Origin of the sequence: Leucobacter coleopterorum (genome assembly GCF_011382985.1) — a bacterium.
In the GTDB taxonomy this organism is placed as follows: domain Bacteria; phylum Actinomycetota; class Actinomycetes; order Actinomycetales; family Microbacteriaceae; genus Leucobacter; species Leucobacter coleopterorum.
Window position 1 is genome coordinate 251,985 of record NZ_CP049933.1, and the last position, 26,174, is coordinate 278,158.

At 59.8% G+C, this 26,174-nt stretch carries 27 protein-coding genes and 3 pseudogenes; 21 read left to right on the forward strand and 9 right to left on the reverse strand.

Features of this window, described 5'->3' with window-relative positions:
* Positions 1–30: 30 nt before the first annotated feature.
* Together G7066_RS15460 and G7066_RS15465 are read right to left on the reverse strand one after the other, a co-directional pair.
* A complete protein-coding gene (locus G7066_RS15460) occupies positions 31–522 on the reverse strand; it encodes an MFS transporter (protein ID WP_244303133.1) in 492 nt (163 codons plus the stop codon).
* On the reverse strand, positions 429–1,238 hold the full coding sequence (locus G7066_RS15465) for an MFS transporter (protein ID WP_244303134.1): 810 nt from the start codon (positions 1,236–1,238) through the stop codon (positions 429–431). The genes G7066_RS15460 and G7066_RS15465 overlap by 94 nt, the downstream gene beginning before the upstream one ends.
* Before the next feature lie 264 nt (positions 1,239–1,502).
* On the opposite strand from G7066_RS15465, the gene G7066_RS01195 reads away from it, so the two are divergent.
* Positions 1,503–1,991 carry a TetR/AcrR family transcriptional regulator C-terminal domain-containing protein gene (locus G7066_RS01195; protein ID WP_244303136.1) on the forward strand — a complete coding sequence of 163 codons (489 nt, stop codon included), beginning with the start codon at positions 1,503–1,505 and terminating at the stop codon, positions 1,989–1,991.
* A gap of 786 nt (positions 1,992–2,777) precedes the next feature.
* On the opposite strand, the pseudogene G7066_RS01200 reads toward G7066_RS01195, so the two are convergent.
* Positions 2,778–3,992, reverse strand: a pseudogene (locus G7066_RS01200) (IS3 family transposase).
* A gap of 89 nt (positions 3,993–4,081) precedes the next feature.
* Here G7066_RS01200 and G7066_RS17675 point away from each other — a divergent pair.
* From G7066_RS17675 to G7066_RS01260, 12 genes and pseudogenes are all read left to right on the forward strand, one after another.
* Positions 4,082–4,303: pseudogene (locus G7066_RS17675) on the forward strand (WXG100 family type VII secretion target); the annotation flags it as partial.
* Positions 4,294–4,815: a hypothetical protein gene (locus G7066_RS01210; protein ID WP_166328416.1), complete on the forward strand. Its 522-nt coding sequence runs from the start codon at positions 4,294–4,296 to the stop codon at positions 4,813–4,815. The pseudogene G7066_RS17675 and the gene G7066_RS01210, both read left to right, overlap by 10 nt.
* Positions 4,812–5,102, forward strand: coding sequence for a hypothetical protein (locus G7066_RS01215; RefSeq protein ID WP_166328418.1), 291 nt, complete (start codon positions 4,812–4,814; stop codon positions 5,100–5,102). The genes G7066_RS01210 and G7066_RS01215 overlap by 4 nt, the downstream gene beginning before the upstream one ends.
* Positions 5,103–5,127: 25 nt before the next feature.
* Positions 5,128–5,940 carry a hypothetical protein gene (locus tag G7066_RS01220; protein ID WP_166328420.1) on the forward strand — a complete coding sequence of 271 codons (813 nt, stop codon included), beginning with the start codon at positions 5,128–5,130 and terminating at the stop codon, positions 5,938–5,940.
* A gap of 55 nt (positions 5,941–5,995) precedes the next feature.
* Positions 5,996–6,283 carry a hypothetical protein gene (locus G7066_RS01225; RefSeq protein ID WP_166328422.1) on the forward strand — a complete coding sequence of 96 codons (288 nt, stop codon included), beginning with the start codon at positions 5,996–5,998 and terminating at the stop codon, positions 6,281–6,283.
* A 370-nt stretch (positions 6,284–6,653) separates the two neighbouring features.
* Positions 6,654–7,246 (forward strand): annotated as a pseudogene (locus G7066_RS17210) (NAD(P)-dependent oxidoreductase).
* A gap of 211 nt (positions 7,247–7,457) precedes the next feature.
* Positions 7,458–8,522 (forward strand): histidinol-phosphate transaminase, encoded by a 1,065-nt coding sequence (gene hisC, locus G7066_RS01235; RefSeq protein WP_166328424.1) that lies wholly within the window; start codon positions 7,458–7,460, stop codon positions 8,520–8,522.
* 45 nt (positions 8,523–8,567) lie between these two features.
* Positions 8,568–9,563 (forward strand): ABC transporter substrate-binding protein, encoded by a 996-nt coding sequence (locus G7066_RS01240; protein ID WP_166328426.1) that lies wholly within the window; start codon positions 8,568–8,570, stop codon positions 9,561–9,563.
* An 88-nt stretch (positions 9,564–9,651) separates the two neighbouring features.
* Positions 9,652–10,587 (forward strand): ABC transporter permease, encoded by a 936-nt coding sequence (locus tag G7066_RS01245; RefSeq protein WP_166328428.1) that lies wholly within the window; start codon positions 9,652–9,654, stop codon positions 10,585–10,587.
* A 95-nt stretch (positions 10,588–10,682) separates the two neighbouring features.
* Complete coding sequence (locus tag G7066_RS01250; RefSeq protein ID WP_166328430.1) at positions 10,683–11,474, forward strand: ABC transporter ATP-binding protein; 792 nt, start codon at positions 10,683–10,685, stop codon at positions 11,472–11,474.
* A gap of 11 nt (positions 11,475–11,485) precedes the next feature.
* Positions 11,486–11,926, forward strand: coding sequence for an Lrp/AsnC family transcriptional regulator (locus tag G7066_RS01255; protein WP_166328432.1), 441 nt, complete (start codon positions 11,486–11,488; stop codon positions 11,924–11,926).
* Positions 11,927–12,014: 88 nt separating this feature from the next.
* Complete coding sequence (locus G7066_RS01260; protein WP_166328434.1) at positions 12,015–12,821, forward strand: tyrosine-protein phosphatase; 807 nt, start codon at positions 12,015–12,017, stop codon at positions 12,819–12,821.
* A gap of 12 nt (positions 12,822–12,833) precedes the next feature.
* On the opposite strand, the gene G7066_RS01265 is transcribed toward G7066_RS01260, so the two are convergent.
* A complete protein-coding gene (locus G7066_RS01265) occupies positions 12,834–13,040 on the reverse strand; it encodes a hypothetical protein (RefSeq protein ID WP_166328436.1) in 207 nt (68 codons plus the stop codon).
* 150 nt (positions 13,041–13,190) lie between these two features.
* Here G7066_RS01265 and G7066_RS01270 point away from each other — a divergent pair, with 150 nt between their 5' ends.
* Positions 13,191–13,700: a GNAT family N-acetyltransferase gene (locus G7066_RS01270; RefSeq protein WP_244303138.1), complete on the forward strand. Its 510-nt coding sequence runs from the start codon at positions 13,191–13,193 to the stop codon at positions 13,698–13,700.
* Positions 13,701–13,757: 57 nt separating this feature from the next.
* Here the strand turns inward: G7066_RS01270 and G7066_RS01275 are convergent, their stop codons facing one another.
* Entirely contained in the window at positions 13,758–14,465 is a 708-nt protein-coding gene (locus G7066_RS01275) for a response regulator (protein WP_166328440.1), read from the reverse strand.
* Positions 14,462–15,769, reverse strand: a complete 1,308-nt coding sequence (locus G7066_RS01280) for a sensor histidine kinase (RefSeq protein ID WP_166328442.1) — start codon at positions 15,767–15,769, stop codon at positions 14,462–14,464. The genes G7066_RS01275 and G7066_RS01280 overlap by 4 nt, the downstream gene beginning before the upstream one ends.
* A gap of 144 nt (positions 15,770–15,913) precedes the next feature.
* On the opposite strand from G7066_RS01280, the gene G7066_RS01285 reads away from it, so the two are divergent.
* Together G7066_RS01285 and G7066_RS01290 are read left to right on the forward strand one after the other, a co-directional pair.
* Positions 15,914–16,819 (forward strand): ABC transporter ATP-binding protein, encoded by a 906-nt coding sequence (locus tag G7066_RS01285; protein ID WP_166328444.1) that lies wholly within the window; start codon positions 15,914–15,916, stop codon positions 16,817–16,819.
* The gene (locus G7066_RS01290) at positions 16,816–17,961 is read left to right on the forward strand and encodes an ABC transporter permease (protein ID WP_166328446.1); all 1,146 of its coding nucleotides are present in this window, start codon (positions 16,816–16,818) and stop codon (positions 17,959–17,961) included. The genes G7066_RS01285 and G7066_RS01290 overlap by 4 nt, the downstream gene beginning before the upstream one ends.
* Before the next feature lie 156 nt (positions 17,962–18,117).
* Here the strand turns inward: G7066_RS01290 and G7066_RS01295 are convergent, their stop codons facing one another.
* Positions 18,118–19,173, reverse strand: coding sequence for a hypothetical protein (locus G7066_RS01295; RefSeq protein WP_166328448.1), 1,056 nt, complete (start codon positions 19,171–19,173; stop codon positions 18,118–18,120).
* 188 nt (positions 19,174–19,361) lie between these two features.
* Here G7066_RS01295 and G7066_RS01300 point away from each other — a divergent pair, with 188 nt between their 5' ends.
* The gene (locus G7066_RS01300) at positions 19,362–19,871 is read left to right on the forward strand and encodes a cytidine deaminase (protein WP_166328450.1); all 510 of its coding nucleotides are present in this window, start codon (positions 19,362–19,364) and stop codon (positions 19,869–19,871) included.
* An 80-nt stretch (positions 19,872–19,951) separates the two neighbouring features.
* Positions 19,952–20,377 (forward strand): DoxX family protein, encoded by a 426-nt coding sequence (locus tag G7066_RS01305; RefSeq protein WP_166328452.1) that lies wholly within the window; start codon positions 19,952–19,954, stop codon positions 20,375–20,377.
* A 30-nt stretch (positions 20,378–20,407) separates the two neighbouring features.
* Here G7066_RS01305 and G7066_RS01310 read toward each other — a convergent pair whose 3' ends face one another.
* Positions 20,408–20,953: a MarR family winged helix-turn-helix transcriptional regulator gene (locus G7066_RS01310; RefSeq protein ID WP_166328454.1), complete on the reverse strand. Its 546-nt coding sequence runs from the start codon at positions 20,951–20,953 to the stop codon at positions 20,408–20,410.
* An 87-nt stretch (positions 20,954–21,040) separates the two neighbouring features.
* Here G7066_RS01310 and G7066_RS01315 point away from each other — a divergent pair, with 87 nt between their 5' ends.
* The 3 genes from G7066_RS01315 (at position 21,041) to G7066_RS01325 (ending at position 24,233) form a co-directional block, all read left to right on the forward strand.
* Entirely contained in the window at positions 21,041–21,352 is a 312-nt protein-coding gene (locus G7066_RS01315) for a thiamine-binding protein (RefSeq protein ID WP_166328456.1), read from the forward strand.
* Positions 21,353–21,419: 67 nt separating this feature from the next.
* Entirely contained in the window at positions 21,420–23,297 is a 1,878-nt protein-coding gene (locus G7066_RS01320; protein ID WP_166331843.1) for an ABC transporter ATP-binding protein, read from the forward strand.
* Between the two features lie 189 nt (positions 23,298–23,486).
* Complete coding sequence (locus G7066_RS01325; protein ID WP_166328457.1) at positions 23,487–24,233, forward strand: SAM-dependent methyltransferase; 747 nt, start codon at positions 23,487–23,489, stop codon at positions 24,231–24,233.
* A gap of 108 nt (positions 24,234–24,341) precedes the next feature.
* Here G7066_RS01325 and G7066_RS01330 read toward each other — a convergent pair whose 3' ends face one another.
* Positions 24,342–26,021: a SulP family inorganic anion transporter gene (locus G7066_RS01330; RefSeq protein ID WP_244303139.1), complete on the reverse strand. Its 1,680-nt coding sequence runs from the start codon at positions 26,019–26,021 to the stop codon at positions 24,342–24,344.
* Between the last annotated feature and the right edge of the window lie 153 nt (positions 26,022–26,174).

Below are 26,174 nucleotides of genomic sequence, written 5' to 3' on the forward strand. Positions count from 1 at the left end.
GTTCGATGTTACAGGCGCTGCGCGGGGTGGTTACCCCGCGGATCTCGCCAGTGCCTTTTCGGCACCGACCGACACCCGGGCGACCATCACCGTTGGGACGATGACTAAGAAGCTCACGAGGCCGGTGACGAGGGTGAATGCCGGAATGCTGAACGCTTCAATCAGTGCGCCGCCGAGGAGTGGTGCGAAGCTTGATCCCACGAGGTAGGCGCCCAGTAGCGGGCCGGACCAGCGACCGCGGGCGTCGAGCCCGGCGGAGGTGCCGAGAAAGAGGGCGAACGCGAAGGCATAGATGGTGTTGACACCAATGATGAGGACCGCGAGAGCCGTGGGATCGCTGGTAAAGCCAATGCAGACTTTGAGCGCACCGCCGAGTGTGAGTGCGATCGTGAGGGGTACCGCACGGCCGAGGCGGTTGCCGAAGATGGTCACGAGGAGCATACCGAGGATGCCGCCGGCCGCGGCGAGGCTGAGTGTGAAGCCGAGGCCCTGTTCGCCGAGACCGACCGCGTCGCCGAGCACCGGTGCCATCGTCCAGATGGCGTCTTCGCTCGCGCCCCAGAGGGGAAGACGATAAGCAGGGCGATGCCCGCAATGGTAATGCGGCGCGGCTCAGCGATCTGCAGACTGGTGGTCACATCGACCGGTTCCGCGTGCTCGGGTGAATCGGGCAGCCAAGCGGCGAGTGCGAGACCAACCAGTGAGATGAGTGCGAGTGTGCCGAAGACGCTGCCCTGGGTGATGCCGAGGATCGGGATCACCGCGAGAATAATGGTGACCAAGATTCTGTTGGTGAGTCCGCTCGCTGCTGACACCCGGTTTGGGTTGCGGAGCGCCGCAATAGCAGCGCCCGAGGTGGAGATGGCTGCCCCGACTCCTGCACCGCCGACGATGAGCCCGGTGACAACCACGGCGGGGATAGCAACGAGCGCGGAGAGCGCAAATGCGACGGTTGCGAGCGCGAGCCCCGCAATCGCGAGTGGGCGGCGACGCTTCCCCGAGGCGAGTCGTGCCGTGCCGAGACCTGATGCTGCGGAGGCGAGCAGGGCCCAGGTCAAAATGTTTCCGCTGGTGATGATGTCGTAACCGAGTGCGCCGAGAGCGGTCATGATGAACGGCGCGAGGTTGGCCATCATCAGGCTTGCTAGAGCAATGATGAACGTTGCGCTGCCATTGCGCAGCGTGAGGCGGTGCCGCAGATCGGTGGCTGGGGCTGGGGCGGAAACTGTGGTGCTCACGGGATCTCTCTGATTTCTTCGGCGACGGTGACGACGAGCGCGACATTAACCGAAAGCGTTTCGGTTAGCGTGTTTATCGTGCCCCTTATGAGAGGATCTGTCAAGGCGTCGGCCATTTGGTGCCGCAGCAGACACGAATCGAGGGGGGAGCATGGCGAGGCCTCGCAAGACACTTCTCAACAAGGAGATCATTGGGCGGGCGGCCATCCACCTCGTCGAATCGGGGCACGAACTGCAGGTGGTCCCCTCGCCAAGCAACTCGGAGTGAGCGTCTCTTCGCTCTACCACCACGTCGATGGGCGTGAGGGCATTATTCGTGCCATGCGCCAGGTGCTGGTCTCTGAATACGTCGGCGGCGAGGTCTCCCATGCCGATTGGCGAGAGACGATACGCAGCGAGGTCGAACAGACCTGGAGCATGTACGCCAACCACCCGCGGGTGCTGCAACTCATGATGACGGTGGTGATTGACGAGCCAGACGTGCTGCGGTTTTACTCGGCGCTGGTTGATGCGCTTGAGCGGGCTGGCCTGCCCGACAGTGAAATCCTCACCACCGTCGAGGTGATTGACGCGTTCTCCTTCGGTGCCGCCATCGATGCCCTGTCGCCCGACGTGGTGCTCGACTCCGCCCACGCGCAGGGAAAGCTCGCTTCGCTCCTCCCGAATCACCCGAGCGGTAAGACGAGAAATCGCGAGGTGTTCGAGCGGGGCCTAGAGCTGATCCTGGCTGGGATCTCGGCGCGGGCTGTTTGATCGGGGCAACTGTAGAGGCGTGGCGCTCGTGTTAATTAGCGTCTCTATATTGTGGGGGAAACTGCGGTTGGGCTTGCTGCATGATTCTAAACTCGACTACTGACCTTACCGTGATCTCAATCTGAGAACGATGCTCTCGCCCTCGGAACTTTCCAGGTCGGCTTGTTTGAATGTTGCCATGACTGGCACCCGGGCAGGGTTTAAACCCGATTTAATGACAGTTCTTGAGCTTGGTCCCGGATCGTGAGGCCGCTGGTCATGCAGCTCGAAGTAAGTTCGACGTTTTAATCGTGACCCCACGTCCCGTTTCCTAGATCATGTGCTTGGGTGGAGGATGCTTGTGCTCCGGGACCTAGAGGTCGCCTATAAGTGAGCTTGGTTGATTGGGCACCTAAGTAGATAAGGCTTGTAGTCCGCTTGTAATGCGGACGACATCCGCCCGATCAGTGACCCTTCACACGGTTAATTTGATGTCGGGGTACGTTCATCGCGTACGTATGATTCTGCGTTCTGTCGGAGCTCCGTAGATAAAGCAGATATTTACCTCTGGTAATCCATGATTTTTACGCAATTTGATGTATGTTTAATCCAGTAGACATCCTGTAAATGGTTAGAATATTCACATGAAAGCTGGTGCGCATGTCACCTTCGGACCGTACGTTGCAGCCTATTCCTAGTCCAGGTGTAGGAAAGGAATCGGTGGGGATGAATTTTTCAATGGATCTGGACCTGATCCAAGATTTGGAGTTTGGACCTTTACCCCGGATAGTGGACACGGGGTTATGGCTACGCTGCAGCAGCAAGCATAGCTGATTCAAACGCGTCAGGCGCGACTTGCCCGAGGTAGGAGTGGCGGCGCTTCGTGTTGTACCGGTTCACCCACCTGAACACCTCACGGCGACATTCATGCTCGTCCCGAAACGCTGCCCGTCCGTGCAGGACTTCACGCTTGAGCGCCGCGTTGAACGACTCAGCGAGCGCGTTATCCGCTGAGGAACCGACAGCCCCCATTGACTGCGTCACCCCCCAGCTCTGTACACAACTGCGCGTACGCTTTCGAGGTATAGACGCTGCCGTGATCTGAGTGAAAAATGGTTCCGTCAAGTGAGCCACGCGCGGCTCTGGCTGCGGTCAGTGCATCACTGACGAGTTCGGTACGCATGTGGTCGGCAAGCGCCCACCCGGCCAGCTTTCTCGAACACAGATCGATCACCGTCGCGAGGTACCAGTTCTTCCCACCCACGATGGGCAGGTACGTGATATCGCCGACATAGCGGGTGCCTGGCGTGTCAGCGGTGAAGTCACGCTGCACCAGATCAGCGACCTTCTGATCATTGGGGTCAGGGACCGTGGTCTTCACCCGACGCAAGAGCCTGATCCCTGAAAGCCCGTGCTCGCGCATCACTCGCGCGACGCGCTTGTGATTCACCCGTTCGTTCTCGGGTGCCCCGTCGTTTAAGTCCGCGGTCACCCGGGGTACCCCGTAGGCGGGATCCCCGCCAGCCTCACGGTCTTGCGCACGTCTCACTCGCGCAGCAAGCGCTTCGTCGGCTTGCGTGCGGGCGGCCCGTTTCGGGGCAGCTTCCACCCACGCATAATACGAGGAGCGAGCAACGTCGAGGACTCGGCATAGCCACTTCACCGGGATGGTGTCACGGTGGTCGTCAATGAACTGGAAGCGGCTCACCAGTTCATCTCTCCCGCGAAATATTTGGCTGCCTGGCGGAGAATATCGCGCTCGGTCTCAAGCTTGGCTTTCTCGTTTTTCAGGGCGCGGTTCTCGGCAAGGAGCGCAGCCACCTCACCCGTCTCTACTAAGTCGGTAGCAGCGCGGCTGTCACGGTTTGGGGGCGGCGTGGTGCGGTACTTCTGCAGCCACAGCGACAGTGTTGACTTGCCGATGCCGAGATCACTCGCGATCGAGTCGAGGGTCGCTCCTTCGGTGGTTTCGTAGAGGTCAACGGCTTGCCGTTTGAAGTCCTCGGAGAATTGTTTGGGCATGGTTCTATGGTCTCGCTTTCTGCCGGAAAACCCGGCATCAGCGTGTCCACACTTCGGGGTAAAGGCCCTTTTCACTCTCCAGGCATGCTGGAAATGTTGAGTACATCATAAGCCAGCTCTCTGCGACGCTAGACACATTGGAAAACCAATGGAGTGGTGACGCTGCTCTTGCCTACCGAAGCGCCCAGTTGAAGTGGAATGTATCCATGCGAAGGATGACTCTTTTGTTGAAAAGTGCAAGCGAGGTGAGTGGTAACGTTGTGAAGTCGCATCTTGAAACACGTGCCAGTGTGGTTCGGTTGTGGAGATGATTGCGCATGGAACGATCTATGAGGCCAGTGAACAGCGAGCTAATGCACTTCTGGGTTTCAGGGAGCAGGGAGAAACGTTAGCTGCTGAAGCTAGTGCGATTGCGGAATCCCTTAGCGAAGCTTTTGGGACACCAGCTCCTGCGGTGAAAGCTGAGTTTGCTCCTGATGGGCGTCCGTTTCGTCTGGTAGTTGACGAAACATTGAGGGCTCGTCTTACTGAAGATCAACTCTGTGTACAGATAGCCTTTGCCCTCGCGGCGGGTCCGTACCCTGCATCTGTGGTCAGCGTAGCGAAAGTGCTCGAAAAGGATCTTGACTCCATTGAAATAAGTGACACTGTAGTCTTCGCAACTCCAGACCGCGCACTCAAACTCACGGCTCGCTTCGGAAAGACTATAAGTATTGAGGCAAGAAATGGTTTTCTTCTCTGGCTTTCGCCTCAAGAAATCTCAGAAAAAATTCTGCGGTTAGCGGTACAAGCGTGGGAACAAGTTTGTGGAGGTCAAGTATGAGTGGCGTTGAGTGCAATATAGATGTGCTCAAGGACGATGCAAAGAACGTTTGGGAGCATGCGAGTAAAAAGACACTCTCCATGAAAGAAGCGATACCCACAATCTCAGTCCAGGACTTTTCGATTGCGTTTGATGCTTCGGAGCTTTCTCAGTTGTTTGTTGGCTGGAGGGAGGACCTCGGCCAGTATCTTTCGGGGGTAGTCAAGAGTTTTTGCGCTTCGAAAAGATACTTCTTCTCGCGGCAGTCGAATACGGAAAATCCCACGGAGCATCTCTTGAAGAGATAAAGGCACTGGAAGAAGAAATTGGCATATGAGTTACGTAGACGACATTGTAGGGACCATTCAGGTGCGTCTGGAAGAGTTGGAGAAGGGTCTTGCCTTAGTGGAGGCTGCCGTCCTAACTCTGGAGCTTAGTATGTCCCGGGAGGGCCTGACTAATATTCCAGGATGGGAATGGGTGGCTCAAACAGTAATTACACCCCTCATATCGCTCGCCCGAAACTGCGTGCACGCTTTTCGGGACGCTATTGCATTCTGGCGAGTGGAGATCGCATTCGCTGGAAGTCCGGATAATCTAAGGGCAGCTGCCGATTTGATTGACGCAAAATTGGTGAAAGTCGCAAAAGAATTCTCGCCGACACTTGTCCTGAGCAAGATTCCTTCCGCTCTTGACAGCAACTATTCCGACGGCAAAGCAAGCGAAATGTATGAGCACGCGATTGACGGGCGCGATGCGGCGGTGCTTGCCATAGCGGACCATTCATCCCCAGTTGTTTCTGGGTTGCGAACTCTTGCGGACGGAATTGAGAGTTACTATCTCGAAGTCATGGGTATGGTGGGGGGTGCCATCTTAACCATCTCAGGAATTGTATTGGCGTTGCTGACGGTTCAAACGGCTTTGGCTAGCGTCGGGGCAACTGGTCTAACAGGGGGCGCAGCCTCGCCGAGCTTACTGATTCCAATTTGCACGGGAGCTGCTGCTGCTGCGAATCTAATTGGCGGAGCAATCGTTTTGTTTGTTGCAATTTCGGGTCATGCCAATACCGTGGGGCAAGTGAAAGATTCTATCAAACGCAATCTGGGTGAGACTGTTCCGAATTGGCCCGCAGCAGTTACAGGCTAGACAAAAGTCTGAATTATTTTGGTTTTTGGTATGCCAAAATTGTGAGCGAGGGAAGATGGAAAATGTAAACTGGTTTGCGATTATGTTCGTTGTCGGAATTTCGCTTATTGTCATGGCGCTGACTAGCTTGGTGATGGCTGTTTACCTTGTACCCAAAGCCATCGCCGCCGACAGGGGACGCTTAGCTCAAGAGGGATCGTCCGTTGACCCGTCGTCGAAGGTATCGCGAGCTAAGGTGCTTAGGAAAATGCCGGTTCTTCTAACGCTAGTTCTTTGCTCGGCGGCCTTGGCTGTGGTGTTCCTCATCGTTGCGGCGCTCGCGGTTGTCTCGATTCACTCGTAGCAGCTCGTCCCATCGCTACACTCGAAGGCATGACTGAGCTGATCGTTTCTCTGCCGAGTGATCCCGGATTGCGTGAGGCGATGGGGGATCAACCTGGCGTTACATTTGTGACCTGGGATCTCGACGGGCCAGCCCGAGCGACCGTATTGACATTGTGGTGCCGTCGTACTGGGGTGGCGCAAAAGAGTTTCACCTTCTCACCGAAATCGACGTACAGCTCGTGCAGTGGCAGTCGATCGGCTACAACGGCGTTGATCGCTACCTGCCCGAGGGAATCCCGCTCGCGAACGCCGCGACCGTACACGAGACCTCAACCGCCGAGCTTGCCCTTGCGCTGACACTCGCTTCGCAGCGGGGCATTGCCGAGTTTGTGCGCGACGGCGATGCACATCGTTGGGACCTGCGATCCTTTCCGAGCCTTGCCGACAGGCGTGTGCTGCTGATTGGTTACGGCGGGGTTTCAAAAGCCATCGAGGCGCGGCTTGCCGGGTTTGAGGTGCAGCTCACGCGGCTCGCGCGCACCGCTCGCGAGGAGCAAAACCTCGCCGGTCAGATGGTTGAGGTGCGCGGTCTTGACGCGCTGCACGGTGCGCTCGCGGAGGCCGATATTGTGATGCTCGCGGTGCCGCTCACCGCAGAGACGAAGAATCTCATGGACGTGGAAGCGCTCGCCGCAATGCCGGACGGTGCTCTGCTGGTCAATGTTGCCAGGGGAGCGGTTGTCGACACTGACGCGCTGGTTGCCGAACTGAGGTCAGGTCGCCTGCGTGCGGCGCTCGACGTGACCAACCCGAGCCTCTCCCCGAAGACCACCCGCTGTGGGACTGCCCGAATGCGCTTATTACTCCACACGTTGGTGGTGATTCGAGTGCGATGCTGCCGCGAATGGTAGCGCTGATCCGGCGTCAAATCGCGCACCTGCAGGCGGGCGAGCGCCCCGAAAACCTGGTGCTCGGGGTCTAGCTGGCGGGTAAGCAGCGCGGCGTTTGCGCAAGTTGGGCCGTGAATCGTGCCAAACCGCGACAAACGGGCGCAAGTGGAGCCAAAAAGTAACGATTTGTCTATCGGATTGACTATTCGGGTTCAGAAGTGATCGCGATCCAGTTAGGCTCCTACAGAAGTGGCGAAGAAGCCCGCTTTCCCAGCAACGAAGCTTAAGGATACTGAAGGCACAATGGTGTACCAGCGAGAAGTCGTCGCGTCGCTCCCTGCATACGTTCAGGGCAAGTCGATTCCGAGCGCAGTCAAGCTCTCATCGAACGAAAACCCTTACCCTCCTCTGGCTTCGGTGCTTGAGGTGGTGCGCGAGCAGGCCGGTTCCTTCAACCTGTATCCAGACATGTCGGCCCGAGAACTGGTCGAGCGCATCGCGCGCCACCTGGATGTGAAGCCCTCAGAAGTTGCCGTTGGTGCGGGATCAGTTGAGGTGGCAGCACAGCTGATTCACGCGTGTGCTGGTGAGGGTGACGAGGTCATGTTTGCTTGGCGATCCTTCGAGGCGTACCCGATCTTGACCCGGGTTGCGGGCGCGACTCCCGTGCCGGTACCACTCACGGCAGACGATCGCCACGATCTCGACGCAATGCTTGCCGCGATCACGGACCGCACGAGGCTGATTCTCGTGTGTACACCAAACAACCCGACCGGTGCCGTTGTGACCCGGCACGAGATGCAGGCGTTTCTTGACCGGGTGCCCAGCGGCATCCTCGTTGTGATCGACGAGGCATACACACACTTCGACGATGATCCCGAGTCAGCCAGCGGCCTCGAATTTTTCAGAAGCTACGACAACGTCGCCGTGCTGCACACCTTCTCGAAGGCGTACGGTCTTGCGGGGCTGCGTGTGGGTTATGCGGTTGCTCACGAAGAGGTTGCCGCGAATCTGCGACGTGTCGCCGTGCCCTTTGGTGTGAGTGCGCTCGCGCAGACTGCCGCGGTTGCATCTCTCGATGCCGAAGAAGAACTGCAGGATCGCATAGACCTGATCCGCTCTGAGCGTGTTCGTCTGCTCGCTGCTCTGCGTCAGGAAGGTATGGAGGTGTTCGACTCCATGGGCAACTTTATTTGGCTGCGCACAGGAGAAAATACTGTTGCGATTGACCAGGCGCTGCGTGACCGCGGTATCGTTGCTCGCGCCTTCCCTGGAGACGGCATTCGAGTCACGATCGGCACGCCCGATATGAACGACAGCTTTATCGCCGCTATTCTGAGCGCGGTAAGACCAAACGAACTTTCCTGAATTTCCTGAAATACATCCGCAATACCAGTTAGGAGAAGAGTCACTATGAAGAAACGAAAGCTTGCAGCAGGTCTCGCCCTTGCGGCGGCCAGCGCACTTGTTCTCGCGGGCTGCAGCAGCAGCGGCGACGACAAGGGTAAGACCGATGACAGTGCGAAGGCCGAGTCGTACTCAATTGGGGTTATTCAGCTGGTGCAGCACCCCGCGCTTGATGCCGCGACTCAGGGTTTTAAGGACGCATTCAAGGATGCCGGCGTTGACGTCAAGTGGGACGTCAAGAACGCCAACGGTGAGCAAGCAACCGCTGTGACCATGGCGCAGGGCTTCGCATCCGGCGGTTCCGACCTGGTGCTTGCGGTGGCAACGCCCGCAGCGCAGGCTGCTGCTCAGGCAATCACCGACAAGCCGGTGCTGTTTACTGCCGTTACCGACGCCGTGTCGGCGGAACTCGTGAAGTCAAACGATAAGCCCGGTGCGAACGTCACCGGTACGAGCGACGCTGCTCCGATCGAGGATCAGCTGAAGCTGCTGAAGGAGATCGTGCCCGACGCAAAGACCGTCGGCATCGTCTACAGCTCGGGTGAGGTGAACTCTGAGGTGCAGGTGAAGGCCGCGAAGGATGCCGCTAAGGGTCTCGGTCTCGAGATTAAGGAAGCAACCGTCACTACCGCAAACGACATCGCGCAGGCCGCTGAGTCGCTCGGTGACGTTGACGCGTTCTACGTGCCCACCGACAACACCGTTGTGTCGGGTATCTCTGCGCTGGTTCAGGTCGGCGAGACGAAGCAGATCCCTATCATCGGCGCTGAGTCGGGCACAGTCGAGGGTGGCGCGGTTGCAACGCTCGGCATTGATTACACCAAGCTGGGTCACCAGACCGGCGAGATGGCACTGAAGATTCTTCAGGATGGCGGGGATCCCGCAACCATGCCAGTTGAGGTATCGAAAGAGTTCACCTACGTGGTCAATCCCGACGCTGCGAAGCGCATGGGTGTGACGATTCCGAAGGATATTCTCGATAAGGCCGAAACCGTCAAGTAGTCGTTTGATCGTTTGGGTGAGCTGGCGGTTGTTCCGCTCACCCAAACGGCGAACAACCTCATCCGACGCAACACAGAAAGACCAGTTCATGATTGGTGCACTCGAGCTCGGGCTCATTTACGGAGTGATGGCCCTCGGGGTCTACCTCACATTCCGTGTTCTCAACTTTCCCGACCTGACGGTTGACGGAAGCTTCACAATGGGTGCCGCGGTCGCTGCCGCGCTAATCACAAACGGTCAAAACCCCGCCATTGCCACCCTCGCCGGTGGTGCGGCCGGGGCTCTCGCCGGCATCTGCACCGGCCTGCTGCACACCAAGGGAAAGATCGATGGCCTGTTGGCCGGTATCTTGACCATGATCGCTCTGTGGTCGATCAACCTGCGCATTATGGGCACGGCAAAAGAAGGATCGGCCGTCGCCGCGAACCTGCCGCTGCTGCGTGCCGACACCGTGTTTACCCCGATGAAAGATGCCGGACTGCTCGGCACCTGGGTCGGTGTGCTGATCCTCTTTATCGGTGTCATGCTTTTTAAGATTTTTGTTGACTGGCTGCTGTCGACCAACCTGGGTCTTGCGATCCAGGCGACCGGCGACAACGGCCCCATGATTCGCAGCTTCGGTGTGAGCACCGACCGCACCACGATCCTGACTCTCGCGGTTTCTAACTGCCTGGTCGCTCTCTGCGGTGCCTTCATCGCGCAGTACCAGGGCTTCGCCGATATCAGCATGGGGATCGGCCTGATTCTCGTTGGTCTCGCCTCCGTGATCCTCGGTCAGGCAGTGTTTGGTCAGCGCTTCATCTGGCTCGCGAGCTTCGCCGTGGTCTTCGGTGCCGTGCTCTACCGCATGATCATCTTCTTGGCGCTGATGGCAGGCCTCGACCCCAACGACATGAAGCTCATCACCGCCGTGCTTGTTGTGGCTGCACTTCTGCTGCCACGCTGGGGCTTCCTGAAACGAATACCGACACTCAGAGGGCGCGGGGTAGGGCCGCGCCGCGGTCGGACTCCGATCCGAATGTAGCTTTTACCGCGGGGGTTGGTGTTGTTGGGCTCGAGGAGTCCGAGAAGTCCGCCGCTATGGAGTCATCAACCAATGCCGGAGAAAGGTAGCTCACGATGCTAGAGATCAGCAACATCAGTAAGACCTTTTTCCCGGGTACTGTCAACGAGCGTAAGGCTCTTGTCGACCTGAGCCTGAGCCTGAACGAGGGCGACTTCGTCACCGTGATCGGCTCAAATGGTGCCGGTAAGTCGACACTGCTCAATGCGGTGTCCGGTCGCTACACTGTCGATTCGGGCACTATTGAGATCGATGGCCAACGCATGAACCGCCTGAAGGAGTTTCAGCGTGCGAAGTACATCGGTCGTGTGTTTCAGGATCCGATGGCAGGTACTGCGCCGAACCTCACCATCGAACAAAACCTGTCACTCGCCCTGCGTCGCGGCAAACCGCGTGGGCTGGGTCTTGCGCTCTCGGCCAAGCAGCGCTCACGCTTTCGTGAGGAGCTTGCTGCGCTCGAGTTGGGGCTTGAGAACCGGCTTCCCGCCAAGGTAGGCCTACTTTCGGGCGGTCAGCGCCAGGCACTCTCGCTGCTGATGGCCGGGTTTACGCACCCGCGCATCCTGCTGCTTGACGAGCACACGGCTGCACTCGATCCGCAGCGTGCCGAGCTGGTCACAAACCTCACTGAACGCATCGTGTCGCAGGGCGGACTCACGACGCTGATGGTGACCCACAACATGGAGCAGGCGCTACAGCTTGGCAACCGGCTTATCATGATGCACGAGGGACGCATCGTGTTTCAGGCCTCGGAGGAGGAGAAGGGAAAGCTCACCGTGCCCTTGCTGCTTGCCGAATTTGCCAAGATCAAGGGAGCCATGCTCGACGACCGGGCGCTGCTCGCCTAGGGCTGTGACCGGTGGAACTCGACGAGATTGACCGCGAGATCCTTGATGTGCTTGCTGCCGATGCCAGGGTCTCAATGACAACCCTGGCCGAGGCCGTGCACGTGTCGCGGGCGAGCGCGCATGCCCGCTTTCGCAGACTTGTCGACAGCGGTGTGATTCGTGGGTTCACCGTGCAGATGAACCCAGTGCTGGCAGGCAAAAGAACATCTGCCTACGTGACCATCTCGGCAGATCAGACCGAGTGGCAAGATCTGCGGGATCGCCTGACGGAGATTCCTGAGGTCTGCCACATTGCCCTGATCGGGGGCGAGTTTGATGTCATTGCGCTCGTGCGGGCTCGCGATAACCAAGATTTGCGGCGCGTGGTACTCGAAGAGATCCAAGCGATCCCTGCAGTGCGCGGTACTCGTACGCAGCTGATTTTCGAGGATTTTGACACCGCTGGACCGTAACAGTTTGGCGGAGCTTGTGCCTCTTTCAGCTGCTCAGCGCCCACCGATACGATGACCCATACGGGGTTGTTTTGAAGAAGGTGGGGCAATGAGTTTCGGTTCGGATTTGCAGGGGACACATAACGCGAGGGGCTTGGCGGGACTGGCTACTGGTGAGGGACAGCACATTGCAGACGGTGTGCTGTTTCGTTCAGATTCACTTTCTGCGCTTACGAGCGAGGGAGTCGCGGCGTTTGGCGACTACCGCATCGGAACGGTGATCGACCTGCGCACTGACGCAGAGCGTACCAGAGCCGCCGACGTGCTCCCCGCCGATGGCAGTGTCACGCTCATCGCGCTCCCGGTGCTGGGCGGCGCGATGGATCAGATGGCTCGCAACCTCATGCCCGCTGCAGGTGCCGGTGTGCGCCTCTCCTCCGAAGAGCTCTCGGCGATCCTCGACAAGGTGCCAACTCTGGAGCAGCTTTACCAAGGCATTCTCTCGAGCAGCGCCAGACAGTTTGCCGAGCTCGGACGGGCGGTACTCGCGGCCGCGGCGACGGATCGGCCAGGGGTTATTTTTCACTGCACCGCAGGCAAGGATCGCACGGGTATCGCCGCAGCACTGTTGCTCATGCTGGCGGGCGTGGACCGCGACACGATCGTTGCCGACTACACCCAAACAGAGACGAATCTTGCGGGTGCGTTTGCCGAAAGCCTGACCGCGCTCATTACCGGGTTTGGGTTGCCCCTTACCCCCAAGCTTGATCAGCTCGCGACTAAGTCACCCGCTTCGGCGATCGAGGCGGCGATGGACTGGATTACCGAGAACTATGGCAACTCGGCTGGGTACCTGCAATCGGGTGGTATGACGGCGGAAGAAACCGACAAACTGCGGAGTACGTTGCGTGTGTGATTCTGGTAGAGGTTATGCTTGGCCGTTGACCATGCGTGTGCGCAGGTCTTCGGTGTGAGCGATGTCACCCTGAAGCGACTTCAGTAGATCGCGATCGACTGGCTTCGACTGCTCAACCTCAGCAACCTGCGCCTTGGCAGCCTCAATCTCGGCGTCGAGGCGCTCGAGTACGAGAGCTTGAACGTTTTCGGGAAGCCCAAGAAAGCCAGGAGTTTTCATCCACTCAGCATACCGCGGTCTGTCTGCTATGACAGACTTGAGCATCGAGTGTTTCGGTCGCGCCAAAGGAGTGAACTTGCTGCAGCATCCGGGTACCCTGCGGGGCGAATTGTAACGTTGGAGCCTCTGGACCCGGAGCATGCCGAAGGTTTGGGTACTGCCGCCGAAGATGGCCAGGTCTGGCGACTCTGGTACACCAGGGTTCCGCGCCCCGAGGACATGGCGGCAGAGATTGAGCGCCGCCTCGAACTGCAGCGCGAGGGATCGATGATTGCCTTTGCCGCGCGTCGCAATGATACCGGTGTGCTCATCGGCATGACCACTTTCATGAACATCGATGCCGTGACCCCGCGGGTTGAGATCGGTTCCACGTGGAACGCCGTGAGTGTACAGGGCACCGGAACCAACGCTGAGTCGAAGCTGCTGCTGTTGCGGCACGCCTTCGAAGAGTGGAATTGCACCGCGGTGGAGTTCCGCACTGACTTCAATAATCACCAGTCGCGCGCGGCGATTGCGCGCCTCGGGGCGAAACAGGACGGTGTGCTGCGCGCGCACCAGAGCATGAATGGTTATCTGCGAGACACGGTTGTCTTCTCGATCACTCAGCCCGAGTGGGCCGGGGTGCGTCTCGGGCTGGAGCACCGGTTGCGTAAGCACTGACTCGGTCGCCAGTGAACGGGGGTCAACCTTTCGTTTGCCGAGAACGTTGCCTTGCGTTCACTCTGCTGGGCGAGGTTGCCCCTGCGTGTGTGCCCAAACCACGGCCTGAATGCGGTCGCGCACGCCCAACTTCTGCAGCAGGTTTGACACGTGGGTTTTCACCGTGGCCTCACCGAGAAACAGCTCCGCCGCAATCTCCGAGTTTGACTTTCCCTTCGCGACGCGGGTAAGCACTTCTCGCTCACGGGCGGTCAGCCCCGCCTTTTCCATTGCGCCTTCGAGCGCGCTGGATCCCGAACCCTCAGCAGAAAACGCCGCAGCCTCGGGTGCTGCCACTGCCTCGCGATTTGCCGAAACCCGATCAATCACAGCGCGCGTGACGTCAGGACCCAGCAGGGCATTGCCAGCCGCGATCGTGCGCACCGCGTCGATGAGCTGCTCGGCCCGCGAGGTCTTCAGTAGGAAGCCGCTTACTCCCGCCGCGAGTGCATCGAACAGATATTGTTCGTGGCCAAAAGTGGTGAGGATCAGAACGCCGGTCTCTGGCTGGGCGGCAAGGATCTGGCGACTCGCCTCGATGCCGTTGAGCTGCGGCATCTCTACGTCCATGCAGATCACATCGGGTGTGTGTTTCGCAGCAGCTGTGATGGCGTCTTCACCGTTGACGGCCTCGGCGATCACCTCGATGTCTGGCTCAGATTCGAGGATGATTCGAAAGCCCGAGCGCACAAGCTCTTGATCGTCAACCAGCATGACTCTGATCATGCGCCGCCCTCCTGTGTGCCCTTGAGTGGCACGGATGCCCGAACAATAAATCCGCCGCGCTCGCGACGCCCCGCACTGACGGTACCACCGACGGCACCGATACGTTCTTGCATGCCCCGCAGTCCCAGGTTTGAGCCGATGGATTTGCTGGAGCCTGCGGCACCGGTGACACTTGCTCCCCCGAGTGTTTGCCGCACCCCGTCGTCGCTCACCTCAACCTCCACCGAATCCTGTGAGAACCGCAGTCGCACCTCGGCCACGGCTCCCCGACCGGCGTGCTTGCGCACGTTGGTGAGGGCCTCCTGCACCACCCTGTACAGGGCAACATCAACAAGCAGCGGTAGTGGCCTCGTGTCACCGGCGACAATCAAGGTCGTTGGTAAGCCCGAGCTTTGTGATTCGGCGACCAGCGCCCCAAGTTGCGCGATGCCAATGGTCGTGGATCCGCTCTCCGCTTCGGGTGTGCGCAGCGTGTGCAAGAGACGGCGCAGCTCTTCGACCGCCGTGTGTGCACTCTCTTCAACAACCTCAAGCGCGCGCGAGGCTTGCTTTGGATCACGCTCCAAACTGCGACGGGCCGCGGCCGCCTGAATGCCCATCACCGAAACGTGGTGGGCAACCACGTCGTGTAGCTCACGCGCAATCGTGATGCGGTCGAGAGCCACCGCCTGTGCCGCGCTGGTTTGCCGCTCAAGGTCAAGCTCGCGGCCCTGTGCTTCGAGGTGGGCCACTGTTCTGGCCGCGCGCCAAGAGCGCTCGCCAAAGAGGAAGGCGCCGACAAAATAGATCAGGTTGGTGAGCACCTGTAGCACCGCAAACGTGGCAAAAGCCGAGAACAAGCCGGTGCGCGGTACGCCTGGATAGGCGTCAGGGTCCGAAGAAGAAATGACGAGGGCAATGACGACCCAGAGCAGCATTGCCGCTGTGATTCCAAACCTGCTCCAGAATGCGAGGCGACGATCCTGCTCCCAGGCACCAACCGTGTACAGCGCAATAAACAGTGAGACGTTGGTGACCAGTACCTCCGGCACCTCAAACTGGCCGCAGACAAAAAACCCGATAGCCGCAACGATTGCTACGGGCACTGGGTAGCGGCGCCTGAGCGTGAGTGGCAGCGTGCAGAGCCCAATGCCGAGCACGATGACCCAGAGGTCAGCGGGATGCTTGTAGAACTCCATGCGCTGATAGAGCAACGTCGTGAGCGCCCCTGAGAGAGCGAGCCCGAGCGCGAGCGCAGCATCAGCGCGAATTCCGGCACGGTTGGGTTTCGGGCGCACCCAAATGGCACTCGCGGTTGATGTCATGCGTTCCAGGTTAGAGCGTCACGTGGGGGGTCGCCTCCGCCCAGAGGGGGAGCTGGCCGTGTGAGCGCTTTCTCAGATTCCACCTCGCGGGGGAAGCGCCATGTCGGTGGTCGCCCCTAGCGTTGAGATAACGAAAGGGGCGAGATGATCGATATCATAGAAATCTCCCGCAGTTTTGGCAGCCGTACAGTGCTCGACAACGTGAGCTTTAGCGTTGAGAGCGGTCGCATGACCGGCTTTGTGGGCGGCAACGGAGCGGGCAAAACGACCACCATGCGCATTATTCTCGGTGTGCTCGCGGCAGACCGGGGCGAGGTGCGGCTGAACGGCGCACCGATCACCCAGACGGATCGCGCGCGCTTCGGCTACATGCCAGAGGAGCGTGGCCTCTACCCCAAGATGAAGGTGCTTGAGCAGCTCACCTACCTCGGGCGCCTGCACGGCATGGGAGCCGTGTCGGCGAAAGCCTCCGCGACCGCACTGCTTGAGCGACTCGGCCTCGAAGAGCGTATGAACGACACGCTCGAAAGCCTGTCGCTTGGCAACCAGCAGCGCGCCCAGATAGCCGCATCTCTCGTGCACGAACCGAGTGCGCTCGTGCTCGATGAGCCGTTCTCGGGCCTCGATCCGATGGCGGTTGAGGTGGTGCTTGCGGTGCTGCGCGACTATGCCGCGAGGGGTGTGCCGGTGCTGTTCTCCTCTCACCAGCTCGACATCGTTGAGCGACTGTGTGACGACGTGGTGGTCATCGGCAATGGCCGTATTCTCGCGAAGGGATCACGTGAGGCGCTGCGGGCCGAGCACTCGGGCCGCAGCTTCGAACTGGAACTCGTTGGGGCCGCTGCCGATGCTGGCTGGGTTCGGGATCAGCCCGGAGTCGCTGTCACCCACCTCGATGGCGGTTTTGCCCGCTTCGATGCCGACACCGACCAGGCAGCGCATGCCGTCTTGGCAAGGGCCGCAGCGGTAGATCCCTCGATTGCGACGGTTCGCAGCTTTGCGCCCGTCACTCCCTCACTCGCTCAGATTTTCAAGGAGGTTGTACGATGAGCACACAGACCACAGCTCGCCAGAACCCGTCGCCCGTCGCCGCCCCGAATGGCCCTCGCCCAATGAGCGGCACGCAGAGTGCCTGGCTTGTTGCCGAGCGCGAAATCACTACTCGCCTGCGCAGCAAGGCTTTTCTCATCTCGACGGGATTGTTGCTGCTCCTTGTGTTGGGGTCGGTGCTATTTAGCGGTTTCATGGCAAATTCTGGTGGTTTTGGCGACGCGACGAAGGTCGCTGTTGTTGGTTCTTCTGCCGAGGCTCTGAAAAGTGCAGATTACGAGGTCACCGAGGTTGCAGACCGAGCTGCCGCTGAGAAGCTCGTGCGCGAGGGCGATGTTGAGGCCGCGGTTGTTGACGGAGGAGAGGGCCCAGTTGACCTCACAGTGATAGCACTCGACAGCGCCCCGATGGATCTGGTGCAGTCACTTTCCGCGGCACCGTCAGTTGAACTGCTTGATCCCTCGGCCGACAACCCCTTCCTCGCCTACATCATCGCGATCGGTTTCGGCGTTGTATTCATGATGAGTGCGATCACCTTCGGCACGACAATTGCGCAGAGTGTGGTCGAAGAGAAGCAGACTCGAATCGTCGAAATTTTGCTGGCTACTGTGAAGGCTCGCACGATCCTTGCCGGAAAGATTCTCGGCAACAGCATCCTCGCGCTCGCTCAGGTTGTGGCGATCGCGGTGCTGGCATCGGTCGGCATGCTCGCGACTGGGCAAGACCTGCTGCTCGGCGAGCTTGGTAACGCGCTCATCTGGTTCGGCATCCTGTTTGCCTTCGCCTTTGTACTTCTCGCCGGGCTGTATGCGGCCCTCGCGTCTCTCGTTTCACGCCAGGAAGACATCGGATCGGTGACGAGCCCTGTCATGATGCTCGTGATGCTGCCGTACATTGCCGTCATCATGTTCTACGACAACCCGCAGGCGCTCGCGATCATGAGCTACATCCCGTTCTCGGCGCCAGTGGGCATGCCGGTGCGACTGTATCTCGGTGCTGCCGAATGGTGGGAGCCGATTGTCTCGCTTGGCATCCTCGCCGTCACCATTGCGATTGTGCTCTGGATCGGCGCGCGCATCTACAGCAACTCGATCCTGCGCACAGGCGCCCGCGTAAAGCTCGCAGACGCCATCAAGGGGTAGGTGTTGGAGGGATGGTACCTCATGCCTCCTCTCTCCCCATCCCTTCCTCCCATCCCTTCTTCCTCCAACCTCCAACCTCCAGCGAGAGCTCACTTTTGCATCATTTCGCCCGCAGAAATCATGCAAAAGTGAGCTCTCGTTGCTGTTTTGGGGTGGTCAGTTCGACATCATTAGCTCGACAAAGTATTTGGGTTGGGCAGAGACAGTATTGCCGTCTGCCCGCTCTTCGAGCAGCAGTTTATGAGGTGTTGGCAGCCGCAACGGGGTGCGACCCGTGTGGAGAAGCATTTTGTGCCCGGTTTCTTCCGGGGTATCGAGTATGTCTTCGACGTGAACGCGAAAAGGCCGCCACCCTGCGTCACGCGCAGCGTCGAGTCGCACGAGGTCGTGGCGGTATTGTTTTGTTTTCAGGCGATGTTGTTCGCCGTCGTATTCGAAGAGGGACAGTGATGCCTCGTCGGCCAAATCAAAGTGGCCGATCAACCTGCCAAAGGGATCGCGCACCGCATGCTGTAGTGTCAGATTTCGGAGCCCTGCCCGCTCGCCGATAAGTCGTGTGAGCGATTCCATGCGTGAGTCTGCCCCCACTCGCGCAAACTGGGTTGCCACGCGAAACTTCTGTGCACCTCTGTGGCCACGCGCATGTATCCGGGCAGTTTCTAGCTCCTCCACCTCTACCTTGGCGGTTTCGTCGAAGCGCCTCGTGTTTTCGCTGAGGAGAGAATCAAGGGCAACCACGATTTCTTGAAAGGGAAGTTGCGTGGAAGCCTGGATCGCCGCGTGTAGTGGCGTGACAACTGGAATTGGGCCGAACTGCCAGAAATCTGGATCCTCGTGTTCGGGAATCCGCAGCCAGAGAGTACGGAAATTGGGTGAAGCCCGGTGCCCGTTCACCCCTCTGCGGCGAAACGGAGAGTGCCCCGCCGCAGACTCAATATCAATCGAGGTCTTCTCGTCCACGTAGATGGGGCATCCGAGTAGGGCGAGTGCGGTTGTGTGGCTGAATCTGTCGCCGGGGCGCAGGAGCGGAATAAATGCGAGTGCTCGCTCCCGCAAAGTAGCACCCACACTGCTTGCGGAGCGGACCCCTGTGAACGGGCTTCTGAGCTTTGGGTTTGCAAGCGCGCCGCGTGAGATCCCGCGTTGATGTGCCTCCCGAACGAGGAAGGCCCGCGGTCCGTACTCGCGACGGATGGTTCGCTGATCTGACATGACGAGAGCATCTCATTTTGAAGGGTCTCCCTCGGAGTTGTGCACATGTGAGCTTGCGATCATGGCGACGAGATCCCAGTTTTGCAGGAATTCTGCGTGCGAAATCCTGCAAAACTGGGCTCTCGTTGCAGTTGTATGTGGCGCCTGAAGAGCGGGGAAGGGCGGGCCGGGGCGACTACGCTTTGAGCATGAAGCTTTCTGTTGACTGGGGTGTTCTGCGCGAGGCGGCGCTCGCCGCAGCTCGGCACGCATACGCGCCTTATTCAAGGTTTGCGGTTGGGTGTGCGGCGCTCGTAGACGATGGCCGTGTGATCACTGGCTGCAACGTCGAGAACGCAAGCTATGGGGTGACGCTCTGCGCAGAGTGCACAATGGTGGGGCAACTGTACCTCGGTGGGAGCGGCAAGCTAGTGGCCTTCGACTGTGTCGGAATGCCGCAGGGCGGGGGCGGATTCGAAGCCGGTGCTGATCCCGAAGCCGGTGCCGATCCGGAAGCAAGTGCCGCCCCCGAAGCCAGTGCCGCTCCCGATCCAGAGCGCAGCCTCGATCCTGCCGGCCACACCATCACCCCCTGCGGCCGTTGCCGCCAGCTACTCTTTGAGGTTGCTGCGCCAGGACTGCTGGTGAACACACCCGCTGGTGTGCGCACCATCGAGGAACTGCTACCAGAAGCATTCGGTCCCGCGGCGATGCTGTAGAGGGAGCTCGCAGCTGTGAGTTCCCTACATCTGTCACGATTTAGTTGTAGGTGAAACTAATTTTCTGTCACGATGCTCACATGAATAATTTCAACGCAGCTGGAATCGCAACTGTCCGAGTTGTTCTTGGTGTGATCATGCTGGCGCACGGCATTCAAAAGTTCGCGGTCTACACCGTTGCCGGGTTCGAAGGAGTATTGGGTGAGATCGGTGTCCCGCTCGCTGGATTGCTTTCCTACGTCGTTCCGACCGTAGAGGTCGCGGCTGGTGCGCTTTTGATCCTGGGACTGTTCACGCGCATTGCCGGTGTACTGACGCTCGGTGTTGGCCTGGCGGCACTGTTCACAATGCATATTGGAAACGGGCTGTTCGTTGACGAGGGCGGTTACGAGCTTGTGCTGCTGATTGCAGCGAGCGGTGCTGGCTTGGCGCTGATCGGCGGCGGACGATTCTCGCTCGACGCCGTTGTTCCGTTGGGTAAGAAGACGGTGGCGCAGGCCGCCTAACACAGCAACGCAGTCGCTTTGCCCGGTCGATCACCTGATGGGATCGGCCGGGCAGTCTTGTTGGAGTCGTGCCGGATCCGCCGCGCAATCCGTGCTCGAGTCTGACTCGTCGTCAGTCGCGCTGAAGCGGTGGCCCGGATCGAGCTTCGTGAGGATCATGTAGGTAATTTCGGCCAGGGTTGAGGTTCCCTCGGAACCGAGCTCGTCAAAGATGAGGCTTCTCAGAGCCTGGTCGTACAGGGGCGTGGAGTCGAGGTACACTCGCTCACCGTCTGAAGTGAGGCTTGCATTGGTTGCCCGACCGTCGTTCGGGCAAGTGGTCCGTACGACGAGGCCCTTGCGTTCAAGGCCGCTCACCACACGAGACAGGCGGGGGAGCGAAGCGTTAGTGCGCGCGGCGAGTGCGCTCAGCTGGAGTCGTCCCGCGTCCGCTTCATGGAGCGCTTCCAGCAGCGTGTACTCGAACGAATGAATTCCTGAGCCAGCAAGGTGGCGATCCAGGATTGTTGGGAGAAGCTCAATGAGTGCCCGCAACCGCGCAATCGCTACTCGTTCCCCGTGCGATAGCTCGCTCATGGCCTCATTATATGAGGGCGTCGTGGTGGGCCCGCTCCCGAGCCGACTACGCTGTGAAGAAGAGCATCTCGGTCTGAAAGGAAACCAATGATTCTTGCGTTCTCTGTTGCGCCCATGGGCGGCGAAAACGCCGATGGTTCTGTGAGTGAGGCGGTTGCCGCTGCGATTCGGATCGTGCGCGACTCGGGCCTGCCGCACCGCACCTCAAGCATGTTCACCGAGATCGAGGGTGACTGGGACGAGGTGTTTGACGTCGTCAAGCGTGCGACGGAGGCCGTGCTGCCGTTCGGATCGCGGGTGTCACTCGTGATGAAGGCTGATATACGGCCGGGGTTCACTGGCGAGCTCGATGGGAAGTTGGAGCGGCTTGAGCGGGCGGTTGAGGGGCTAGAAGCCTAAACTCCTACGCCCGCAGCGTACGCAGTCGTGAATGTCCGAGGGCAGGACTATCCTGCGAACTATGAGCATGGCGGGTGGTGTACGAGGCGGGCGTAGCACTCGTGTGTCTGGTGGCGATGCCAAACTGCAGCGAGAAATTAATAAGGAGGCCCCCGAGATCCCGAGGCTCGGCCACCGAATCGCCGAACTCTTCCAGCCGTACCGGGCGCGGCTGGTTGTCATCGCGGTGTTGGTGCTCGTATCGGCCGCGCTCGGGATCGTGCCGCCGCTCCTCACCGAGCGGGTGTTTGACGACGGTCTGTTCCCGCCGAGTGGCAGCCCCAACCTGCCTGTGCTCGCGTGGCTGGTTGGTGGCATGATCCTTGCGTATCTGCTTTCCAACGGACTCGGGATCGTGCAGACCCTGTTTACCGCCCGCGTTGGCAACCGGGTCATGGGAGACCTGCGAATCCGGCTCTTTGAGCACCTACAGTCGATGGAACTGGGATTCTTTACCCGCACGAAAACCGGAGTGATTCAGTCCCGCCTTCAGAACGATGTTGGTGGGGTCGCGAGTGTTCTCACAAACACGGTGTCGAACGTGATCGGAAACACGGTCAACGTTATTGCCGCCGTCATTGCGATGCTGTTGCTCAGTTGGCAGCTGACCTTGATCGCGCTTGTGCTGATGCCGGTGATCGTGTTCGCGCAGCGCCGGGTCGGGCAGGTGCGCGCGAAGATTGCTGGCCGCACCCAGGAGTCGCTGTCAGAGATGACCGCGATCACACAAGAGACCCTCTCGATCTCGGGTGTGCTGCTCGCGAAGACATTCTCGAGGCAGCAAGCAGAGACGCAGCGCTACTCTGAAGAGAACGACACCCAGATCGAACTGCAGGTGCGACAGACCATGAGCGGGCAGGTGTTCTTCGCCCTGGTGAGTGTGTTCATGTCGGCCATCCCCGCGATCGTGTACCTGGTGTCTGGCTGGCTTATAACGGGTGCACAGGGCAGCGACTTCGATCCGGGAATCACCGCGGGCACGATCGTGGCGTTCACCACGGTGCAGTCCAGACTGTTGTTCCCGCTGATGGCTCTGATGCGTGTTGCCCTTGATTTGCAGACGTCGCGTGCGCTGTTTGCCCGCATCTTTGAGTACCTTGACCTGACACCAACCATCGTCGATCTGCCCGATGCGCGGACACCCTCGACGGAGCAGACCCTGGACGGCAGTGTTGAGTTTGAAGAGGTCAGCTTTCGTTACCCCGACGCGAACTCCGACGAACCGCCCACACTCGATCGGGTTTCGTTCAGTGTTGCGCCCGGTGAGTTTGTCGCGTTTGTGGGTGCCTCCGGGTCAGGCAAGACCACCATTGGCTCACTCATTCCGCGGCTCTACGATGCCACCTCGGGCACCGTTCGTTACGGTGGCGACGATGTGCGCGAGTTGCGGCAGGAAGCGCTGATGGACCGTATCGGGGTGGTGACCCAAGAGGCCTACCTGTTCCACGCCTCGATCGCGGCGAACCTGCGCTACGCCAAACCTGACGCGACCGATGCCGAAGTAGTGGCTGCGGCGAAGCTCGCGAACATCCACGACGCCATCGAGTCCTTCGCTGACGGCTATGACACGATCGTTGGGGAGCGCGGATACCGACTGTCCGGTGGTGAGAAACAGAGGATCGCGATCGCGCGTGTGCTGCTGAAAAACCCGCGGGTGCTGGTGCTCGACGAGGCCACGAGTGCACTCGATACCGTCAACGAGCGCATCGTCCAGCGTGCCCTTGACGGTGCCCGTAGCGGTCGCACAACGATCGCGATTGCACACCGCCTCTCGACCATCTTCGAGGCAGACCGCATCTATGTGATCGGCGCGGGCCGCATTCTTGAACAGGGTACCCACGCAGAACTGCTGTCCCGCGAGGGCGCCTACGCGACGCTGTTTGAACAGCAGCACCGCGCTGGGTGACGTGACACGATCAACATCCGTCCTTGCTGTTACGCTATATGCGTGGCCCAATTAGGGCTCTGCCTCACTACATGGAGTGAGTCAGGCAAACGCAGAAAGCATGATGCCAGATGTTGGTCCCGGTTCTAGTGGGCGGATCGTTCCGCTCCCACGCGAACAATCATTGGAACCAGTGCAAGGAGCACCATCATGTTCAACCATCAGATTTTTTCAATCCGTGAGTCGCAACACAGAATTCACAACCCAATAACCGAACATCAACTCGCCGATTTCGGGGCTTCGCTTGGACTCACCGCCGGTGCGCAAATGCTTGATTTGGCGTGTGGATCTGGGGAGATGCTCGCCACCTGGGCGCGTGATCATCAGATCACAGGTTTGGGTGTAGACATAAATCCCGATTTTCTCGCGAGTGCGAAAGCTCGCGCCGTCGAACTCGGGGTTACTGACTCCGTGCGGTTTGTTGAGGATGATGCGGCAGGTTACGTGGCAAACGAACCCGTGGATATCGCGGCCTGTGTGGGTGCCACGTGGATCGGTGGAGGTGTGACGGGCACACTCAAATTGCTTGCTCAGAGCCTCAAGCCGGGCGGGATCATGTTGATTGGAGAGCCCTACTGGCGCGCCGTTCCTGACACCCAGGAAGCTTTGGCTGGCTGTGGCGTACCTTCGGTCTCTGACTATTTGACGTTGCCTGGCCTGCTGACCTCGTTTGGCGAGCAGGGCTTTGACGTTGTGGAAATGATCACCGCAACGGAAACCAGCTGGGACACGTACATGACACCGCAGTGGCTGAACATGCGGCGCTGGGCTGATGCGCATCCGCATCACGAGTTGCATGCTGAGATTCGCCGCCTACTGGCGACCGAACCTTCGCAGTACGCAGCATTCATGCGCCGCTACTTCGGTTGGGGAGTATTCGCTCTTATGACACGCTAATTTTCACCTGGGTGTCCGGTCCGGCAGCGTTCGGCCGGGCACCCTAGCTAATTTGCGGTGCGCCACACCGACCTGCGCACTAAACCCTCCCGAACTTCGACCGCACGATCAGGGACGCGTATCTCGCATGCCCTCGACAGACCGCGTAATGTGTGACCGCGCGTGTGCGAGCGCGGGATCGAGCTCGGTGAAGAGGTGATTGGGATGCCGCAGCGCATCAATCGCCCCGAGCTTCTGCAGCATGGGCCGGTGCTCGGGCCTGATCCCCTTAATAAGCACCGTCACTCCACGCTGCTCAAGTGCACCCACGAGCTCAGAGAGAGCGTTTGCACCCGTGGCATCAATGAACTGCAGGGCGGAGAGCTGCAGGATCACAACCTCCACACCCGGTTCGTTGGTGATTTCGTCAACGAGGCGATCGGCGGCCCCAAAAAAGAGGGACCCCTCGATCTGGAACAGTGCGATGCGCTCATCACCGGGTTCGGGATCGCCGGACAGTTCTCGCCGGTGAGCGCCGCTCAAGCGGCTGAGCGCTCGTAGCGCGAAGAACGCAGCCACCGCCAGACCGATGAACACAGCGATGATCAGGTCGAACGCGACGGTGACAAACAGGGTGATCGCAAACACGGCGGCGCTTGAGCGGCCGGATCGCCCGACACGCTTCATGGTCGAGAGCGACACCATACGAGCCGCGGTCATCATGAGTACTCCCGAGAGAGCGGCGAGTGGCACCTGCGCAACGACGGAGGTTGCGACGAGCACAACCAGCATCAGAACGAGCGAGTGGATAACAGACGAGAGACGAGTCTTGGCCCCGCTGCGCACGTTGACCGCGGTGCGCGCGATGGCCCCCGTCGCGGGCATGCCACCGAAGAGCCCCGACGCGAGTGACGCGAGCCCCTGACCAACGAGCTCGCGATCCGCGTTGACCTGTCCCGTGTCTGCCAGTGTGGCTGCGACCCGCGCCGACAGCAGTGATTCGATGGCGGCGAGTGCGGCGACCGCGAGGGCGGGGCCGGTGAGGCTTGCGAGTAGCTCCGGGCTCAGCGAGGGGATCGACGGTGCGGGCAGGGACTGAGGCAGTGCCCCGATGGTGTCGAGTGGCAACTGTGTCACCACGGCAATAAGGGACACAACCACGATGGCAATGAAGGAGGCTGGCAGCGCGGCGCTGATCCTACCCAGCAGCAACATGATCGCAGCAACCGCCAACACGGCCCCGATTGGCAGCAGGGCACCGGGCCAGCTTGCCTCACCGATTGCTTGGAATGCTGCGACGACGGCGTTTGTGGAGTGACCGGTCCCCTCAACGCCCACCGCGGAGGGCACCTGCTGCAAAAAGATGATGACGCCGATGCCCGCGGTGAATCCCTCGATCACCGGCCACGGGATGTAACTCACGGCACGGCCGAGCCGCACGATTCCTGCCGCCAGCACGATGATCCCGGCCATAATGCTGACAACCGCAACGGCGCCAATGCCGTGTGCCACCACAATCGGCGCAAGCACCACCACCATAGCGCCGGTGGGGCCAGAGACCTGCACGTTCGAGCCGCCAAACACCGCCGCAACCAGGCCCGCGACGATCGCGGTAATGAGTCCGGCCTCCGCGCCCGCGCCCGAGCTGACCCCAAACGCGAGGGCGAGTGGCAGGGCGACGATCCCTACCGTCACCCCCGCAACAAGATCAGCTCGCCAAGTTTTGCGCAGCCCACGATAGTCCGCCCGCGAGGGCAACAGGTTGCGCATTTGGGAGAGCGCAGGCCCCATTCGTAAGTTGGTGCGCATACCTCCAGCCTATGAGATGCGGTGAGTGGCCGATCTGGGTGAACTTCTAAGCTCGGAAAACTGCCCCATCTCGGACAAAAATTCGGAATCAGCCCGAAGCCGGTCAAATCTCCGCATTTAAGAAGCGCTTCCCGTGCGCGGGCATGACCGTAG